The following is a 16782-nucleotide window of genomic DNA, read 5'->3' as shown; positions in this document are numbered from 1 at the left end:
TTAGTTAGTACTTGCTGTTTTTATTTCTGTAGTCTTGATATCTGTACCTAATCTCTGAAGATAAGAGATAAGCGCTACGATCTCTTTTTTCTCCAATTCTCCCTGAGGTTTCTTAGCATAAGCTACCTTAAGGTCATTAGCTTCTGAGAAGATATCTTTTACAATTTTCGTTGCCTGGTTGTCTGCCCATGTATTGGCAGAATCTATTTGAGCTTTAGTATAAGGAACATCAAACGTATTCTTCATAAGCTTCATTTTGTCTACCATTTTAGATCTGTCTAGGTTGGTAGCAATTAACCATGGGTAACGAGGCATGATAGAACCTGCAGATGTAGATCTTGGGTTGTACATGTGTTTGTAATGCCAAGAACTTGGGTTTTTCCCTCCCTCTCTATGTAAATCCGGTCCTGTTCTCTTAGAACCCCATAAGAATGGTCTGTCATAAACGAATTCTCCCGCTTTGGAATACTGTCCGTTCTTACCGTTGAATCTTGTAATCTCATCCCTGAACGGTCTGATCATCTGAGAGTGACAAGCATTACATCCTTCACGGATATAAAGATCTCTACCCTCTAGTTCAAGTGGTGAATATGGTTTTACTGCTGAAATCGTAGGGACACTTTTCTTTAAAGATAGGGTAGGGATAATCTCTACCGAACTACCGATTGAAATGGTGATGAAAGATAAAATACCTAATAATACAGGCATTCTTTCAAGCCATAAGTGAGTACCTTCACCTTCTTTACGTTTGTTTCCGATGTTGGCCAACGCTGGAGCTTCAGCAGGAACTTCTTTTTGGAATGAACCTTTTCTTACCGTAGCGATGACGTTAACAATCATTAAGATAGCTCCTGAAATATAGAATATACCTCCTAAGAATCTCATTTTGAAGTAAGGAATAATCGCCGTTACAGTATCCAACCAGTTTTTGTACATCAAAGTACCGTCCGGATTGAACTGCTTCCACATTAACCCCTGTGTAAATCCTGAAATATACATGGGTACTGCATAGAAAATAATTCCTAATGTCCCTAACCAGAAATGCCAGTTAGCTAATTTTACAGACCAAATTTTTGTTCTCCACATAATCGGTACCAGATAATAGATAACCCCGAATGCCATGAAACCATTCCATCCAAGAGCTCCTAAATGTACGTGACCGATAACCCAGTCTGTAAAGTGACCAATTTTGTTAATATTTTTAGTAGCTAAAAGCGGACCTTCAAATGTTGCCATACCGTAGCATGTAACTGCTACTACAAAGAACTTAAGAATAGGGTTTTCCCTTACTTTATCCCAAGCACCTCTCAGCGTAAGAAGTCCGTTTAGCATTCCTCCCCAAGACGGTGCGATAAGCATGATAGAGAAACCAGTTCCCACAGCCTGCGCCCATGCTGGAAGAGCTGTATACTGAAGGTGGTGAGGACCAGCCCAGATATAGACGAAAATTAATGACCAGAAGTGAATAATAGACAGTTTATAAGAGAAAACCGGTCTGTCTGCTGCCTTCGGAAGGAAGTAATACATCAAACCAAGAACCGGAGTTGTCAGTACGAATGCTACGGCATTGTGACCGTACCACCACTGTACAATAGCGTCTTTTACCCCTGCATATGCTGAATAAGATTTCCAGCCCGTGAAGGATAATGGAACCTCTAGGTTGTTGAAGATGTGAAGCATTGCTACGGCAATCCATGTACCGATATAGAACCAGATGGCTACATACAGGTGTCTTACTCTTCTTTTTGCAATCGTCAGGAACATGTTGGCCCCGAAAATAATCCATGAGAATGCAATCAATATGTCGATCGGCCACTCGTGTTCAGCATATTCTTTTGAAGTATTAATCCCCATAAAGAACGTAACGAACGTAGCAACGATCATAAACTGCCAAGTCCAGAAATGTAACCAGGATAATGTATCACTGTACATTCTTGTTTTTAATAATCTCTGTAATGAGTAATAAATACCAGTATAAACGATATTACATACGAATGCCCAGATTACGGTATTGGTATGAAGCATTCTGATTCTACCAAAACCAAATGCACCATGAGTGTTTATTAACCCTTGAATATTGCCTGATGCAAAACTCTTGATGGTGGTATCATCAGTACCGAATATAAATTCCGGTAATTCAGGGTAAAAAAGCATTAATGCCGCCGTAAGCCCGAACGTAAATCCTATAAGACCGAAAACTAAGGTCGCATAAAGGAACGCACGGACAATACTGTTGTCATAACTAAACTTTTGTGTTTCCATATCAACTATTCACTTTTTTCTTCAATTTTATTATTCTCTCCTATTTTTTTCTCGTCTTTATTTTTGTTGCCTTTTTCATCCTTTTCCTTGATTTCTCCACTGTCAAAAAGAATCCTGACAGCAGGAGATTCATCATCTTCAAACTGTCCTTTTCGGGCATACACTATAAATACGATCAAGAAAATCGCAGCCAAAGAAACACTGCAGAGGATCATTAAATATAGAATATCCATTGGACAACAAAATTAACCTATTTTCGGGGTTCAAATTTAGTGAAAAATAATGACTTTCATCACGAAATGCCGATTTCAGCTAATTTAAAATCAGTCTAAATAAGGGCTTCTACGCCTGCTTTTTGAAATGTTTTCTACCCAAAATCCAGGTGGAAATAGTAGTAAATGTTACTACGGTGATTGAACTGATTGGCATGATGATTGCTGCAAAGAGCGGATGCATATGGCCTGTAACTGCGTAACTTAAACCAACGATATTGTATAGAAAACTGATTATGAATGTCATTTTTACAATAGTGATTGAGCCTTTGCAGACATTCAGATAGTTATTCAGGGTTACTACTTTATCACCATTCATGATCACATCGGAAGAAGGTGTGAAGCTATTGGTGTCATCAGAGATAGCGATTCCTACGTTACTTTGTTTAAGTGCTCCTGCATCATTCAGTCCGTCTCCAAGCATGGCTACTTTCAGGTTTTGATCCTGAAGGTTCTTGATGTAGTTCAGCTTATCCTCCGGGCTTTGGTTAAAAGCCATTCCCTGGTAGTTCGGGATCAATTCCTTAAGCTGGTTTTCCTCAGAAGAATTATCACCGCTCAGGATGAATATTTTATAAGAAGTAAGTTTTGTAAACAGTTCTTTTAATTTCGGACGGTATTCATTTTTGAAGATAAATTTACCAACAAACTCATCATTTTTACTGATGTAAACAGCGGTTTCAAGGTTTTTAGGTTCCTGGTTGTTATAGCGGGCAGAACCGATCTTATAAAGGCTTCCTCTTACCCTTGCTTCGTATCCTTTTCCTGAGATCTCCCGGAAGTTTTCAACAGGGAAATAGTCATCATTTACATCTATGAATTCGTATAGTGACTTAGAAAGCGGGTGATTGGAGTTCTTTAGTAATGTTTTGATATTCAGTTGGTCAAAATCATTGATTTCAACACCTTCATATCTGATGTTGGACTTTTTTCTGTGGGTAATGGTTCCTGTTTTATCGAAAACAATAGTATTTAATTTGGCAATCTTTTCGATCGTCAAGGTATCTTTTACATAAAACTTATTACGGCCTAATATTCTCATAATATGGCCGAAAGTAAACGGTGCAGATAAGGCAAGAGCACACGGACAAGCGATGATAAGTATGGCTGATATAACCTGGAACATGATCTTCAGATCAATGAATGCCCAGTAAATTCCGGAGATCAGAGCAATGCCTAAAATAATGAATGTAAAGTATTTGCTGACGTTGTTGGTCAGTGTATCAAGACCTGTTTCGTGCTTTTTAAATGCTTCCTTATTCCAAAGCTGTGTCAGATAACTCTGGTCAACATCTTTGATCACTTCAAGTTCCAGTGAAGAACCGATTTGTTTTCCTCCTGCAAAAATCTTGTCACCCGGCTGTTTGCTGATGCTTTCACTTTCTCCGGTGATGAAGCTGTTGTCTATATTTCCTTCTCCGTTGATCAGGATGGCATCCACTGGAATGATTTCCTGGTTTCTCACCAAAATCCTGTCTCCTACTTTAATTTCGGAAAGAAGGATATTGTTCTGTTTTCCCTCGAAATCCACTTTGGTAACGGCGATAGGATAGAATGATTTGTAATCTCTGTCATAAGAAAGTGCGCTGTACGTTCTTTTTTGGAAGATTTTACCCATCAGCATGAAGAATAATAATCCACACAGGGTGTCGAAATATCCAGGACCGTAATTGGTCACTACTTCATAAATACTTCGCCCGAAAAGAACAAGAATACCCAGTACGATTGGGACATCAATATTCACGATCTTGTTTTTTAATCCATACCAGGCAGATTTATAATAATCTGAAGCGGAATAAAATACAACCGGGCATGCCAGAAGAAACATCAGTGTTCTGAAAAGACCTTTGTAATGCTCCATCCAGAAATCTTCGCCACCTACATATTCAGGAAAGGCAAGGAACATGCTGTTTCCGAATGCAAACCCTGCGATTGCAAATTTTATAAGAAGAGATTTATCAAGATGATCTACATTTTTATCGGCTGTTTCAAGGCTGATAACCGGTTTGTAACCGAGATTGGTTAAAAAAACAGCTAGTTCGCTTAATTTTAGATCGTTATGGTTAAATGAAATCTGTAGGGTCTTTCTTGTGAAATTGACCTGTGAATAATTGATATGCTCATTCAATGTATGAAGGCTTTCCAGAAGCCATATGCAAGAAGAACAATGTATTACGGGGATCTTAAAAGTAACAAGGCTGGTCTTTCCTTCTGAGAAATCGGTTACCTTTTCAAAGATTTCCTGAGTATCGAGGTATTCAAACTGAGAAGAGTTCTCATCACCGGGACGGATTCCTGCCTTCTTATTTAGTTCGTAGAAATTAGTTAAATTATTGATATTCAGAATCTCGTAGACAGATTTACATCCGTTGCAACAGAAAGTCTTTTCATCAAACAGAATTCTCTCTTTTTCTATACCTTGACCACAATGAAAACAGTTCTCGCTCACCTCATAATATATTGAACTACAAAATTATAACAATTTTTTTTGTTTATCGCGTTAAAAAGTTCTATTTTTGTGATAAATGTCATATAAAATGTCGCAGGAACAACAGATTGCAATGGAAGAGAGGTTCGCCAGAGTTTTTAATGATAAATCATTTAAGGAAAGACTTTCTAGCACTGATTTTGAAAAGTATATTAACGGCAAAAAAAAATTGAGTTTTCAAAAACATGATACTATTTTTGAGGACGGGGAAACTCCAAAAGGAGTGTTCGTTTTAGAAAAAGGAGCCGCTAAACTTTCAAAATCCGGAGCTTTTGGAAAAGACCAGATTTTAAGATTTATAAAAGAGGGCGACATCATCGGCTATCGTTCATTGCTTTGCGGGGAAAATTTCCAGGCAAAGGCAGAGGCTATGACAGATATTGAATGCATTTTCCTTCCCGCAGATATTTTCATGTATCTTCTGGAAGTAGATCCGCAGCTTTCTTTTGCAATGCTTCAGAAAATCTCTTATGAATTAGGAGAGTCATCCAATACCATTACCTTCCTTGCACAGAAAACAGTAAGGGAAAGACTGGCAGAAATTCTAATCCTTCTGGAACAGAAACTGGGGGTAGATCCTGAAGGATTTATCAAAATTTCGCTCACCAGAGAAGAAATTGCCAACATCATTGGTACCGCTACAGAAAGTGCCATCCGTTTGATCTCTGAATTCAAACAGGACAGTCTTATAGAAGTAGACGGAAGAAATATCAAAATTCTGAACCACGACAAACTGATGAAACTAGGTCACGTAGTTTTATAACAATCATACAAAAACTTAAGTCGGCGAAAGCCGACTTTTTAACTTTTAAAAATAGATACATTATGTCTGTTCACTCTGAAATTAAAAAAGTTACGACTGAAACCTTGCGTAAAATGAAATTCGACAAGGAAAAAATAACAATGCTTACGGCATATGATTTTACCACTGCAAAAATGGTAGATGCCGGAGGTGTTGACGCTATTTTGATAGGAGATTCTGCAGCCAATGTGATGGCTGGTTTTGAAACAACTTTGCCGATCACTTTAGATCAGATGATTTATCATGCTCAAAGTGTTGTTCGTGGAGTAGACAGAGCCCTTGTAGTAGCAGACCTTCCTTTCGGAACCTACCAGAGTAATCCTGAGAAGGCATTGGAGTCTGCGGTTAGAATGATGAAGGAAGGAGGTGCTCATGCTGTAAAAATCGAAGGTGGTAAAGAAATCTCAAAATCTATTAAGAAAATTATCAATGCCGGAATTCCTGTGATGGGACATTTGGGTTTAACGCCCCAGTCTATCTACAAATTCGGAACCTATAAAGTAAGGGCTAAAGAAGAAGCTGAAGCAGAAAAACTGATCAGCGATGCGCAGCTTTTGGAAGAATTGGGATGTTTTTCTATAGTTTTAGAGAAAATACCAGCTGATTTAGCCAAAAAAGTATCAGAAAGCATTACGATTCCGACCATCGGAATCGGAGCTGGAGCTGACTGTGACGGACAGGTTCTTGTGTACCACGATATGGTTGGAATGAACAAAGGTTTCAGTCCGAAGTTCTTGAGAAGATATCTTGATCTCTATACAGAAATTACAGGGGCGGTTGCTCAGTATGTAAAAGACGTGAAAAGTGTTGAATTTCCTAACGAAAATGAAAGCTACTAATCGATGATGAACCAACAACAATCACTTCAGGGAATTTTATCAATCGCAGCAATTATATGCATGGCGGTAGGCTGGTTTAATTTATTCTCTCCGGAGATCAACGAGCTTCTCTCCAGAAAAGTTTTTTATGTATTGATAGGAGCGAGTTTCTTCGTTCAGGCACCATCGCTTCCCAATAAAAATTTTATGTACGGGATGTATGCGGCAGCGGCACTTTGTGTAATCGGCGCATTTTTACCGGCAGATTCTAAACTTTCAATGCTTAAAACAATCGGTCTTCTTGGAGGAATTGTTATTTCTTTTACTAACAGACCAAGGCGTTCGTAATGTATGAAAGAGCAGATTGTATATGAAGACAACCATCTTTTGGTGGTTAACAAAAAAGTAGGACAGCTTGTTCAGGGTGATAAAACCGGTGATGAATCTTTACTGGAGTCCATTAAGAATTTTATAAAGAAAAGAGATGACAAACCGGGAAATGTTTTTCTCGGTTTGGTTCATCGTATAGACCGCCCAACTTCGGGTCTGGTCATTTATGCCAAAACGTCCAAGGCACTTTCCCGTCTTACACAGATGGTCAAAAACAGGGAAGTCAAAAAAACCTATTGGGCTGTGGTGGGAAAAGAAATGCTTCCTCAGAGCCAGCGGCTTGTTCATTATTTGAAGAAGAACGAAAAGAATAATAAAGCGAGTGTCTTTACAAAAGTAACAGAGGGTGCCAAAGAAGCGATTCTCACCTATCATATTATCAAGACATTAGATAATTATATGTTGCTTGAGATTGATCTGGAAACCGGAAGACATCATCAGATCCGTGCCCAGCTCTCGAAAACAGGAATTCCAATAAAAGGAGATCTTAAATACGGAGCACCCCGTTCAAATCCGGACGGTGGTATTAATCTTCATGCAAGAAAGCTGGAGTTTATTCATCCGGTTACTAAAGAAGAAATAGAAATTATAGCTCCTGTCCCACAGAACGATGCCATCTGGCGAGCTTGTGAAGAATAAAAATTAGCTGTATTTAAGGTTTAATCTTTGTTTTGCAAGCCAATTTTTTAATACAGAAAGCTTTTAAAAGTAATAGGAGATCATTTCAATTCTGAAATGGTCTTTTTTATTTTAAGCAAAACTTAGATTTTGCCTGTTCTCAAAAAATACCTACCTTCGTCACAACTTTAGGGGTGTCTGCCAATAGGCAGACTGAGACTTTACCCTTTGAACCTGATCTGGATTATACCAGCGTAGGGAAAAGTAAATGACTTTTGCTGTACATTCTATTGTGCAATAATGGCCATTCCTAAAGTATATATAAAATAATTAGGAATGGAACTTACAATCAACCACACGACGAAAACATTTGAAGTACTTCCCGAAAATCTGGAAGAACTGATGGCTATGGAAATACCCGGAAAGAAAAAAGGGATAGCCGTAGCCGTGAACAACCGTATTATTCCACTGTCTGCCTGGACAGAAACCCTCCTTAAAGACAAAGATTTAGTTTTAATCATTACTGCCACTCAGGGCGGATAATTCTCATTTAATAATACAAAAACTTATGGCTCATTCAATCACATGTTCGCCATTTCCGAACGCCAGGAAAATTTATGTTGAAGGAAAAATACATCCTATCAGCGTAGCAATGCGGGAAATTCATCTCAGTCCGACACGTCTTACCAATGGAACACTGGAAGAAAATTCTCCGGTAACCATTTATGATACTTCGGGCCCCTATACAGATGAAAATGCATCAATTGACATTATGAAGGGGCTTCCAAGAATCCGGGAGCAATGGATTCTGGACAGGAAGGATGTAGATATCCTGGAGGGAATCACTTCAGAATATGGAAAAGCACGTCTTGCAGATTCCCGGCTTGATGAACTGCGTTTCGGGTATGATCACAAACCGAAGGTCGCTAAAGACGGATTTGAACTTACCCAGCTTTACTATGCAAAACAGGGAATCATTACCCCCGAAATGGAATATGTAGCCATCAGGGAAAACCAGCGTATTGAACAACTGGATACGGTTCCCAAAGAAATGGCATTGCAACATCCGGGAAACAGTTTTGGTGCCAACACTCCAAAAGGAAAGATCAGTCCGGAATTCGTCAGAGATGAAATTGCAGCCGGAAGAGCAATTATCCCTAATAATATCAACCATCCGGAGAGTGAACCGATGATCATCGGACGTAATTTCCTGGTTAAAATTAATGCTAATATTGGTAACAGTGCTGTTTCCTCAAGCATTGATGAAGAAGTGGAAAAAGCAGTCTGGGCCTGCCGCTGGGGAGCAGATACCATCATGGATCTTTCCACAGGAAAAAACATCCACGAAACCAGAGAATGGATCATCAGAAACAGCCCGGTTCCTATTGGGACAGTTCCTATTTATCAGGCTCTGGAAAAAGTAAAAGGAGTCCCCGAAGATTTGACGTGGGAAGTTTTTAAGGATACCCTGATCGAACAGGCAGAACAGGGAGTATCCTATTTTACGATTCATGCAGGAGTATTATTAAGATATATTCATCTGACCGCGAAAAGAGTGACGGGAATTGTTTCCAGAGGCGGCTCCATCATGGCAAAATGGTGTCTTTACCATCATAAAGAAAACTTTTTGTATACCCATTTCGAAGAGATCTGTGAGATCATGAAGAAATATGATGTTGCCTTTTCTTTGGGAGACGGACTTCGACCGGGTTCTATCGCCGATGCAAACGATGCTGCCCAATTTGCAGAACTTGAAACTTTGGGTGAACTGACCAAGATCGCATGGAAACATAACGTACAGGTGATGGTGGAAGGGCCGGGTCATGTACCCATGCATATGATCAAAGAAAATATGGAGAAGCAACTGGAAGAATGTCATGAAGCCCCGTTTTATACTTTAGGTCCATTGACAACGGATATTGCGCCAGGTTATGATCATATTACTTCAGGAATTGGAGCGGCTATGATCGGCTGGTTCGGATGTGCAATGCTTTGCTATGTAACCCCGAAAGAACATTTGGGTCTTCCCAACAAGGAAGATGTAAAAATGGGAGTAATTACTTACAAACTAGCCGCACATGCTGCAGATTTGGCAAAAGGTCATCCAGGTGCTCAGTACAGAGACAATGCATTAAGTAAAGCTAGATTTGAGTTCAGATGGGAAGATCAGTTCAATCTTTCATTGGATCCCGATACGGCAAGAGCCTATCATGACGAAACTTTACCAGCGGAAGGAGCTAAGATTGCCCATTTTTGTTCCATGTGCGGCCCGAAATTCTGTTCCATGAAAATTACCCAGGAAATCAGAGATTCTGCAGAAAAAGGGATGCTGGATAAATCACAGGAATTTATTGAAAAAGGAAAAGAAATCTATATATGATTTTTGTGATCACTCCCGAAGCTCCTGTTCAAAATGAGACGGAAATAATCAATCAGATGTTTCACGAAGGATTGGATTTGCTGCATATCAGGAAACCTTTGACCAATAAAGCAGAAATGAAAAGTTTTCTGGATGGTATTGATGAGGAATTTTATTCTCAATTGGTACTGCATGGACATGATGATCTGGGTAAAGAATATCCTGTTTCACGTCTTCATTTCAGGGAAGCAGATAGGCTAACCGAAGGTTTTAAATCTTATGCAAACGAATATATTATTTCAACATCAGTGCATGATATCGAAGTATTTAATGCTTTGGGAAAAGAATGGGAATATGCATTGGTAAGTCCTTTTTTTCCAAGTATTTCTAAAAAAGGCTATGGTAAGCAATCTACTGTGATGGAAGATATCAAATACAGAAATAATCCGGATGTCAAGTTGATTGCTTTGGGTGGAATTAATGAAGATAATATCAGTAAAGCCTTTGAAAACGGAGCGGACGGAGCAGCACTTTTGGGAGCTGTTTGGGAAAGTGATCAGCCATTAAATACATTCAAAAAATGCATGCAGAAATACCTTTTATTATAGGTTTATAGAGATCGTATACATCATTCAGTTTAATAATGGAAAAATTACAATACATATCACAGGGACAAACAAGGGAGGAACAGGAATTCAATATCCGTACCGCTTTAGACCACGGAATACAATGGGTACAGGTCCGCTGGAAAAATGCTTCAGAGAAAGAATTAACTGAACTCTGTACGTTTTCAAAACAGCTCTGTTCAGAATATCAGGCGGTCTGTATCATCAACGATCATGTTCAGATCGCAAAAGAAATCGATGCTGATGGTGTTCATTTGGGTTTAAATGATCTGTCCATTGAAGAAGCAAGAACTGTTTTAGGACATAATAAGATCATCGGTGGCACGGCCAATACCTTATCAGATGTAATTCATAGAATAGAAGAACAGTGTGGTTATATCGGTCTTGGACCCTTGAGATTTACGGCTACTAAAGAAAAACTCAGTCCGATTTTAGGATTTAAAGGCTATCAGGATATCGTTAATGGTTTAGAAGAAAAATCAATCACCATTCCGAAGATCTTTGCGATCGGAGGCGTTGTACTTGAGGACGTAGAGCTGTTACAGCAGATCGGACTCTATGGAGTAGCGGTCTCGGGGCAGATCACCAATCGCCCGGTCGCCATCAGTGAATTTCAAAAAGCAATGATATGAATAATCAGAAATTAATAATAGCAGACAGAATATTTGAGTCCAGGCTGTTCCTCGGAACCGGAAAATTTGGGAACCTCAATGAAATGGCCACCGCTGTGATCGCATCAGGAACAGATATGGTCACCATGGCGCTGAAAAGAATAGATTCCGGAGCTGCAGAAGACGGATTGCTGGATTCATTAAAAGAAACCCATGTTCATCTTCTTCCCAATACTTCAGGCGCCAGAACGGCAAAAGAAGCAGTATTGGCCGCACAGCTTGCAAGGGAAGCACTGGAAACAAACTGGGTGAAATTAGAAATCCATCCCGATCCGAAATACCTTCTTCCGGATCCTATTGAAACCCTTTATGCCACTGAAGAATTGGCCAAACTTGGATTTATCGTGATGCCTTACATCCATGCCGATCCGGTTTTGTGCAAACGCCTGGAAGATGCTGGAACAGCAGTGGTAATGCCTTTAGGTGCTCCAATTGGGACCAATAAAGGCTTGAGAACCTTAGATTTCCTAGAGATTATCATCAGTCAGAGCAACGTTCCCGTTGTGGTAGATGCCGGAATCGGAGCGCCTTCAGATGCTGCAAAAGCGATGGAAATGGGCGCTGATGCCGTTTTAGTCAATACCGCTATTGCCGTAGCAAGAAACCCAGTCAATATGGCTTTAGCCTTTAAAGAAGGAGTCATTGCAGGAAGAAGAGCTTTTGAATCAGGATTGGGAGCAATAGCGGATCATGCTGAAGCCTCAAGTCCATTGACCTCCTTTTTATTTGAATAAAAAAAAGCAGAAAAAAATGAACAGCTTTAAAGATGTTTTTGAACGCTATCAGTGGGATGAAATAAAGGCCAGACTCACAAAAGTTACCCACTCAGATGTACTGAATAGTCTTCAAAGGAAGCATAAAACCTTAGATGATTTTCTGAATCTGCTTTCTCCTGTTGCTGCACAGGAGCTTGAACTGATGGCGAAAATGACCCGTCAGCTTACTCAGAAACGCTTTGGGAAGACGATTCAGCTGTATGCGCCTATGTATCTCAGCAATGAATGTCAGAATATCTGTACCTACTGTGGTTTCAGCCTGGATAATGACGTAAGGAGGAAAACCCTTTCCGATACTGAGCTTATGATTGAAGCCTCCGTTCTAAAATCTATGGGAGTGAATCATGTCCTTTTAGTAAGCGGAGAAGCTAATAAAACAGTGGGAATTTCTTACTTTCTGAATGCCGTCAGCCTGTTGAAGCCTCATTTTGCCAATATCTCGATCGAGGTACAGCCTTTGTTAGAAGAAGAATATCTCCAGCTGCATCAGGAAGGCGTTTATTCTGTGTTGGTGTATCAGGAAACGTATCATCAGGAAGTGTATAAGGAATATCATCCCAAAGGGAAAAAATCAAACTTCCATTTCCGCCTGGATACACCGGATAGAATTGGAAGAGCTGGAATTCATAAGATCGGGCTTGGCGTTCTGCTTGGACTGGAAGACTGGCGTGTAGACAGTTTCTTTAATGCTCTTCACATTGATTATCTGCAGAAACAATACTGGAAAAGCCGCTTTTCAGTGTCATTTCCAAGACTCAGGCCTGCAGAAGGAATTATTGAGCCCAATTTTATCATGGAAGATAAAGACCTGCTTCAGCTGATCTGTGCCTACAGGATATGGAATGAAGACCTGGAAATCTCCATATCGACCAGAGAAAATGAAAAATTCAGAAACCATATTATATCACTGGGAGCAACCGCTATGAGTGCGGCTTCAAAAACAAATCCAGGAGGTTATGCCGTAGATGTAGAATCTTTGGAGCAGTTTGAAACCAGCGACGAACGCAGCATGGAGGAAGTGAAAAACAGCATCAGAAAAGCGGGCTACGACCCGGTTATGAAAGACTGGGATCCTGCGTACAGCGGATTTTAAAAAATTAAACCATTAAGAACATTGAAGTCATTAAGCCTAATTAAGAAAAATCAAATAGATTTTTAAATATTAAAGCAGAGCTTACCTTAATACTTCTTAACCTCTTAAAAAAAACTTAATGGTTCAAAGTATGTAATTTAGAATGAAAAGCGAAGATATTTTTGCAAGATACAGCCGGCAGATATTCATAGAAGAAATCGGGCTGGAAGGACAAAAGAAAATCAAATCGTCCAAAATACTTGTCATTGGGGCAGGAGGCTTGGGGAGCCCTGTTATTCAGTACCTGGCAGCAGCCGGAGTCGGAACTTTAGGCGTGGTAGATTTTGATGAGGTGGAACTTCACAACCTGAACCGCCAGATCATTCACAATGAAAATACAGTTGGAATTTCGAAGATCAAAAGTGCGGAAGCCTTTGTGAAAAATCTTAATAATCAGATTAAATTTACAGGAATTGATAAGAAGATTGACAGCTCAAATGCAGAAGAAATCCTTTCAAAGTATGACATTATTGTAGATGGATCCGATAATTTTGCCACCAGATATCTGATCAATGATACCTGTGTGAAACTTGGAAAACCGCTAGTGTACGGAAGTATATTAGGGTTTTCAGGACAAACTGCTGTATTCAACTATCAAGGAAGCAAAAATCTTAGAGATTTGTTTCCGGAACTACCATTTGACGAAAATTCCCCGGATTGTGACAGTCTCGGAGTGCTGGGAGCGTTGCCGGGAATTGTAGGGAGCATGATGGCTCTGCAGGTTTTAAAGATGATCACCGGGCTTCTCGTATATCCTGATCAGCTTACTCTTATCGATACCCTGAATTGGAGATTCCAGACTATAGATTTTTAAATGATATTGTTTTTAAATAAATGAGGCCGTAAAATTTCTATACGGCCTCATTTTATATGGATCAATTACTAGGGAGTTTGCATGACGCCCGTCTCCTCTTTTTTAGTCTGGTTCAGGATATTAGGATCCTCTTTCGCCAGTTTATTTCTGGTTGGAATTTTATAATTGATGGAAATTCCGAAGTTTCTCGTATCATACTTGCTTCTGATCATCACAGCCTGTCCCTCAGGCGGATTGGAATAGACCTGCATCACCTGTCCGTTGAAGATGTCGTTCGCGAAAACAGAAACCGTAAGACGGTTGTTCATGAATTTTTTCGTCAGGGTGATATCCAGATTATTATTGAACGGTTTATCTGCTGTAAAGTAGAAATAGCCTGCTTTTGGAGTCAGATAGCTATAGTTAGCCGTCAGTTTGATGTCTTTCGGTAAAAGCAACTGGGTCATAATATTGAAGATCCAGAAACCTTTATTGTTTAAATTGTCGATCTCATGCTTCTGATAACCGGCATACAGATACATGAAATTAATTTTATCAGGATTAAAATCAAACTTCATGATCTCGCTCATCGGCTTGCTGAAGATCATAAACGGAATCGGAAGACCCAGGTTGAAGTTGTGAATTTTCATATTGGAAATATTCACCTGCTTGTTGAAAAGGTTCTTACCGTCTTTCATCACGATCTGAGCGACCTGGTCTTTAGCAGAACTTACGCTGTATCCAATAAAAGCATAGTCAAAAGCTGATACTTTTAATTCATAATTATCAAAGATCGTAGGCTGAAGATCCGGGTTACCCGTGACCTGTGTATTCGGGCTGCCAAACGTTACGTTATTCGGGTTCAGGGCAGAAATACTCGGAAGGCTGATCTTTTTGTTGTAGTTCGCTGCAATGTAAACCTGGTTCATCAGGTTGTATTGTACGCTGGCATTAGGAAAAAGCTTAAACTTATTAAATGTTGTAAGATCTCTTTCAAGAACAGCGCCGTCCTTTATTGTTCTTGTAATCCCTGAAATATCATAATTTTCAGCACGGGTGCCTAAAATAAAGTCAAACTTCTTAAGTTTTGCCTGAAATTCAAGATAAGTAGAAGCTGTTTGCCTCTGATATTCTAAATTGGTAAGCCCTTTACTTTCCGTATCATAATCCTGTCTTTCATATAAACCGCCTAAACTCACTTTCCCGCCATCCAGAAGTTTTATCGGTTGAGAATAATCGACCTTGAAATTCGCGATCCTCATATCCGATTTATTATTAAGAACATCATTAATCCCGGCATTACGGAAAAATTGCCCGTTATCAGTATAATTACCTTCCTGGAAAAAATTATCCTGAGCAAACTTACTGTCAGATTTCGTATATCCAAACTGGAAGTCCAGCTTTTGAGACTTGTCGCTGAAACGCTTCTGATACGTCACGACCCCTTCTTGTCTTAGATTGTTGGTATGAGCCACATCCGATGCTTGATAATCAGCTTCCCGATAGGTGATAGGATTAAGGTTGACAAGGATATCGGCAAGCCCTCTACTTGCGGTATAGTTGTCGTTATTGTTGTGGTAAATATCGTAGTTCACCAATAATCTGTCCTGTCCAAGATCAAAAGTAAGACCTGATTTCGCAAAATACCCACGTCCTATTCTGTCGGTATTGTTATGAAGAATTACGTCCTGATCACCGTTCAGCATACTTTCACGGTAATTCTGACCCACATTCAGCTGCCAGCCGAATAGTTTATTTCTTGCATTCAGATTCACAGAATGCGTTGTTCTGCTTCTGAACTTATCGTAGTTGGTAAATGAGTAGTTTCCCGAATAGGTTGCCGTTAAATACTTATTAGCGTTTTTATTCGTAATGATATTCATGATTGCTCCTCCTGAAGTGGCAGGGAATTCTGCTCCCGGCTGCGTAATTACTTCAATTTTTTCTACCGAATTGGCAGGCATTCCTTCAAGGAAAGAATTTAATTCATTGGAGGTAATATTTAGAGGTCTTCCGTTCAGGTACACATCCAGGATTTTACCCTGATACATCATTCCTGCAATATCGGTAGCCACCAATCCGGGAAGTTTTTTAATCCCTTCCAGAACGTTACCGTTATTCAGCTGTGGCTGTTCAGAAAAGTCAAAAATCGTACGATCTGCTTTCTGTTCAACGGCTTTTTTAGTTTTCGTAATAACTACGCCTTCAATTTGCTTTTCCTTCTCTGCATTATTGCTGCTCTTCTCTTGCGAATAGGCAAAAAAAGATCCCAACAGGGATAAAGCTAATATAGTTTTTTTCATAATGTTTTTTACTACTGTTCAGTTAGACGTAAAAAAGAACAATTTGTTACGGTAAAATTTGCGAAAAGTTAAATTTTTAAGCAATTATTTTTTTTATTCCGAAATAATTATATCTTTGCCGTGTAATTATCAAGAATCTCATAGATGGGATAGCAACCTGCAAAAACAAGCAAGGTGCTAAAATAGATAAGCCGGTATGCCCGGAAAAAATGTTTATTCTCTATTTTCTACCCATCTTGACATTTTTGTTTTAAAAATAAAATCAATGTTTAAAGACAAGGGAAACCACAAGACCAATTTAAATTTTCGTTTCTCAGATCATGAAGTGTCCCTTCATTATTCTGACCTCTTTTCATGCCATTTTCACATGCGCATGTGTTGTTGTTTTTAGACTTCTTTAAAAAATAAACCCAACATTCAGGCTTTTCACGGTAACCTTAAAATAAGGTTACGGGAATACTATTGCCAAAAA

15 protein-coding genes and 2 riboswitches are annotated in these 16782 nt (G+C 39.4%); of the genes, 11 read left to right on the top strand and 4 right to left on the bottom strand.

Annotated features, from left to right (window positions below):
* The 3 genes from ccoN to NZD88_RS12105 all read right to left on the bottom strand — a co-directional run bounded on the left by ccoN (position 1) and on the right by NZD88_RS12105 (position 4983).
* Positions 1-2262: a cytochrome-c oxidase, cbb3-type subunit I gene (gene ccoN / locus NZD88_RS12115; protein ID WP_259829418.1), complete on the bottom strand. Its 2262-nt coding sequence runs from the start codon at positions 2260-2262 to the stop codon at positions 1-3.
* Between the two features lie 5 nt (positions 2263-2267).
* A complete protein-coding gene (ccoS, locus tag NZD88_RS12110) occupies positions 2268-2495 on the bottom strand; it encodes a cbb3-type cytochrome oxidase assembly protein CcoS (RefSeq protein ID WP_169234137.1) in 228 nt (75 codons plus the stop codon).
* A 109-nt stretch (positions 2496-2604) separates the two neighbouring features.
* Positions 2605-4983 (bottom strand): heavy metal translocating P-type ATPase, encoded by a 2379-nt coding sequence (locus NZD88_RS12105; RefSeq protein ID WP_259829416.1) that lies wholly within the window; start codon positions 4981-4983, stop codon positions 2605-2607.
* Between the two features lie 88 nt (positions 4984-5071).
* On the opposite strand from NZD88_RS12105, the gene NZD88_RS12100 reads away from it, so the two are divergent.
* The 11 genes from NZD88_RS12100 to NZD88_RS12050 all read left to right on the top strand — a co-directional run bounded on the left by NZD88_RS12100 (position 5072) and on the right by NZD88_RS12050 (position 14028).
* The gene (locus tag NZD88_RS12100; RefSeq protein WP_169234135.1) at positions 5072-5785 is read left to right on the top strand and encodes a Crp/Fnr family transcriptional regulator; all 714 of its coding nucleotides are present in this window, start codon (positions 5072-5074) and stop codon (positions 5783-5785) included.
* 62 nt (positions 5786-5847) lie between these two features.
* Entirely contained in the window at positions 5848-6663 is an 816-nt protein-coding gene (panB, locus tag NZD88_RS12095) for a 3-methyl-2-oxobutanoate hydroxymethyltransferase (RefSeq protein WP_034701375.1), read from the top strand.
* A 3-nt stretch (positions 6664-6666) separates the two neighbouring features.
* Positions 6667-6990 (top strand): hypothetical protein, encoded by a 324-nt coding sequence (locus tag NZD88_RS12090; protein WP_259829415.1) that lies wholly within the window; start codon positions 6667-6669, stop codon positions 6988-6990.
* A gap of 3 nt (positions 6991-6993) precedes the next feature.
* Positions 6994-7671 carry an RluA family pseudouridine synthase gene (locus NZD88_RS12085; protein ID WP_259829414.1) on the top strand — a complete coding sequence of 226 codons (678 nt, stop codon included), beginning with the start codon at positions 6994-6996 and terminating at the stop codon, positions 7669-7671.
* 159 nt (positions 7672-7830) lie between these two features.
* Positions 7831-7928, top strand: a riboswitch (TPP riboswitch).
* A 58-nt stretch (positions 7929-7986) separates the two neighbouring features.
* Positions 7987-8193, top strand: a complete 207-nt coding sequence (gene thiS, locus NZD88_RS12080) for a sulfur carrier protein ThiS (protein WP_259829413.1) — start codon at positions 7987-7989, stop codon at positions 8191-8193.
* 25 nt (positions 8194-8218) lie between these two features.
* Positions 8219-10030 carry a phosphomethylpyrimidine synthase ThiC gene (gene thiC, locus NZD88_RS12075; protein WP_259829412.1) on the top strand — a complete coding sequence of 604 codons (1812 nt, stop codon included), beginning with the start codon at positions 8219-8221 and terminating at the stop codon, positions 10028-10030.
* Positions 10027-10617 carry a thiamine phosphate synthase gene (locus tag NZD88_RS12070; protein WP_259829411.1) on the top strand — a complete coding sequence of 197 codons (591 nt, stop codon included), beginning with the start codon at positions 10027-10029 and terminating at the stop codon, positions 10615-10617. The genes thiC and NZD88_RS12070 overlap by 4 nt, the downstream gene beginning before the upstream one ends.
* A gap of 35 nt (positions 10618-10652) precedes the next feature.
* Positions 10653-11267, top strand: coding sequence for a thiamine phosphate synthase (locus NZD88_RS12065; protein ID WP_279324423.1), 615 nt, complete (start codon positions 10653-10655; stop codon positions 11265-11267).
* Positions 11264-12040 carry a thiazole synthase gene (locus tag NZD88_RS12060; protein WP_259829410.1) on the top strand — a complete coding sequence of 259 codons (777 nt, stop codon included), beginning with the start codon at positions 11264-11266 and terminating at the stop codon, positions 12038-12040. Before NZD88_RS12065 ends, NZD88_RS12060 begins: the two co-directional genes overlap by 4 nt.
* Before the next feature lie 16 nt (positions 12041-12056).
* Positions 12057-13175 (top strand): 2-iminoacetate synthase ThiH, encoded by a 1119-nt coding sequence (gene thiH / locus NZD88_RS12055; protein ID WP_259829409.1) that lies wholly within the window; start codon positions 12057-12059, stop codon positions 13173-13175.
* A gap of 142 nt (positions 13176-13317) precedes the next feature.
* Entirely contained in the window at positions 13318-14028 is a 711-nt protein-coding gene (locus NZD88_RS12050) for a HesA/MoeB/ThiF family protein (RefSeq protein ID WP_259829408.1), read from the top strand.
* Between the two features lie 68 nt (positions 14029-14096).
* On the opposite strand, the gene NZD88_RS12045 is transcribed toward NZD88_RS12050, so the two are convergent.
* Positions 14097-16310, bottom strand: coding sequence for an outer membrane beta-barrel family protein (locus NZD88_RS12045; protein ID WP_259829407.1), 2214 nt, complete (start codon positions 16308-16310; stop codon positions 14097-14099).
* A 121-nt stretch (positions 16311-16431) separates the two neighbouring features.
* A riboswitch (SAM-I-IV-variant riboswitch) is annotated at positions 16432-16530 on the top strand.
* Positions 16531-16782 lie beyond the last annotated feature (252 nt).

The organism is Chryseobacterium pyrolae, from assembly GCF_025153485.1.
GTDB lineage: Bacteria > Bacteroidota > Bacteroidia > Flavobacteriales > Weeksellaceae > Chryseobacterium > Chryseobacterium antibioticum.
Note: the sequence above shows the minus strand (reverse complement) of the source record. Positions and strands in the feature narration are given on the sequence as shown.

Bases quoted from the DNA above. Each gene is read 5' to 3' on its own strand.
- panB (WP_034701375.1), top strand. From the start codon at position 5,848: ATGTCTGTTCACTCTGAAATTAAAAAAGTTACGACTGAAACCTTGCGT.
- NZD88_RS12085 (WP_259829414.1), top strand. From the start codon at position 6,994: ATGAAAGAGCAGATTGTATATGAAGACAACCATCTTTTGGTGGTTAAC.
- thiH (WP_259829409.1), top strand. From the start codon at position 12,057: ATGAACAGCTTTAAAGATGTTTTTGAACGCTATCAGTGGGATGAAATA.
- NZD88_RS12045 (WP_259829407.1), bottom strand. From the start codon at position 16,310: ATGAAAAAAACTATATTAGCTTTATCCCTGTTGGGATCTTTTTTTGCC.
- NZD88_RS12050 (WP_259829408.1), top strand. From the start codon at position 13,318: ATGAAAAGCGAAGATATTTTTGCAAGATACAGCCGGCAGATATTCATA.
- NZD88_RS12090 (WP_259829415.1), top strand. From the start codon at position 6,667: ATGATGAACCAACAACAATCACTTCAGGGAATTTTATCAATCGCAGCA.
- NZD88_RS12100 (WP_169234135.1), top strand. From the start codon at position 5,072: ATGTCGCAGGAACAACAGATTGCAATGGAAGAGAGGTTCGCCAGAGTT.
- NZD88_RS12065 (WP_279324423.1), top strand. From the start codon at position 10,653: ATGGAAAAATTACAATACATATCACAGGGACAAACAAGGGAGGAACAG.
- thiC (WP_259829412.1), top strand. From the start codon at position 8,219: ATGGCTCATTCAATCACATGTTCGCCATTTCCGAACGCCAGGAAAATT.
- ccoN (WP_259829418.1), bottom strand. From the start codon at position 2,262: ATGGAAACACAAAAGTTTAGTTATGACAACAGTATTGTCCGTGCGTTC.
- NZD88_RS12070 (WP_259829411.1), top strand. From the start codon at position 10,027: ATGATTTTTGTGATCACTCCCGAAGCTCCTGTTCAAAATGAGACGGAA.
- thiS (WP_259829413.1), top strand. From the start codon at position 7,987: ATGGAACTTACAATCAACCACACGACGAAAACATTTGAAGTACTTCCC.
- ccoS (WP_169234137.1), bottom strand. From the start codon at position 2,495: ATGGATATTCTATATTTAATGATCCTCTGCAGTGTTTCTTTGGCTGCG.
- NZD88_RS12060 (WP_259829410.1), top strand. From the start codon at position 11,264: ATGAATAATCAGAAATTAATAATAGCAGACAGAATATTTGAGTCCAGG.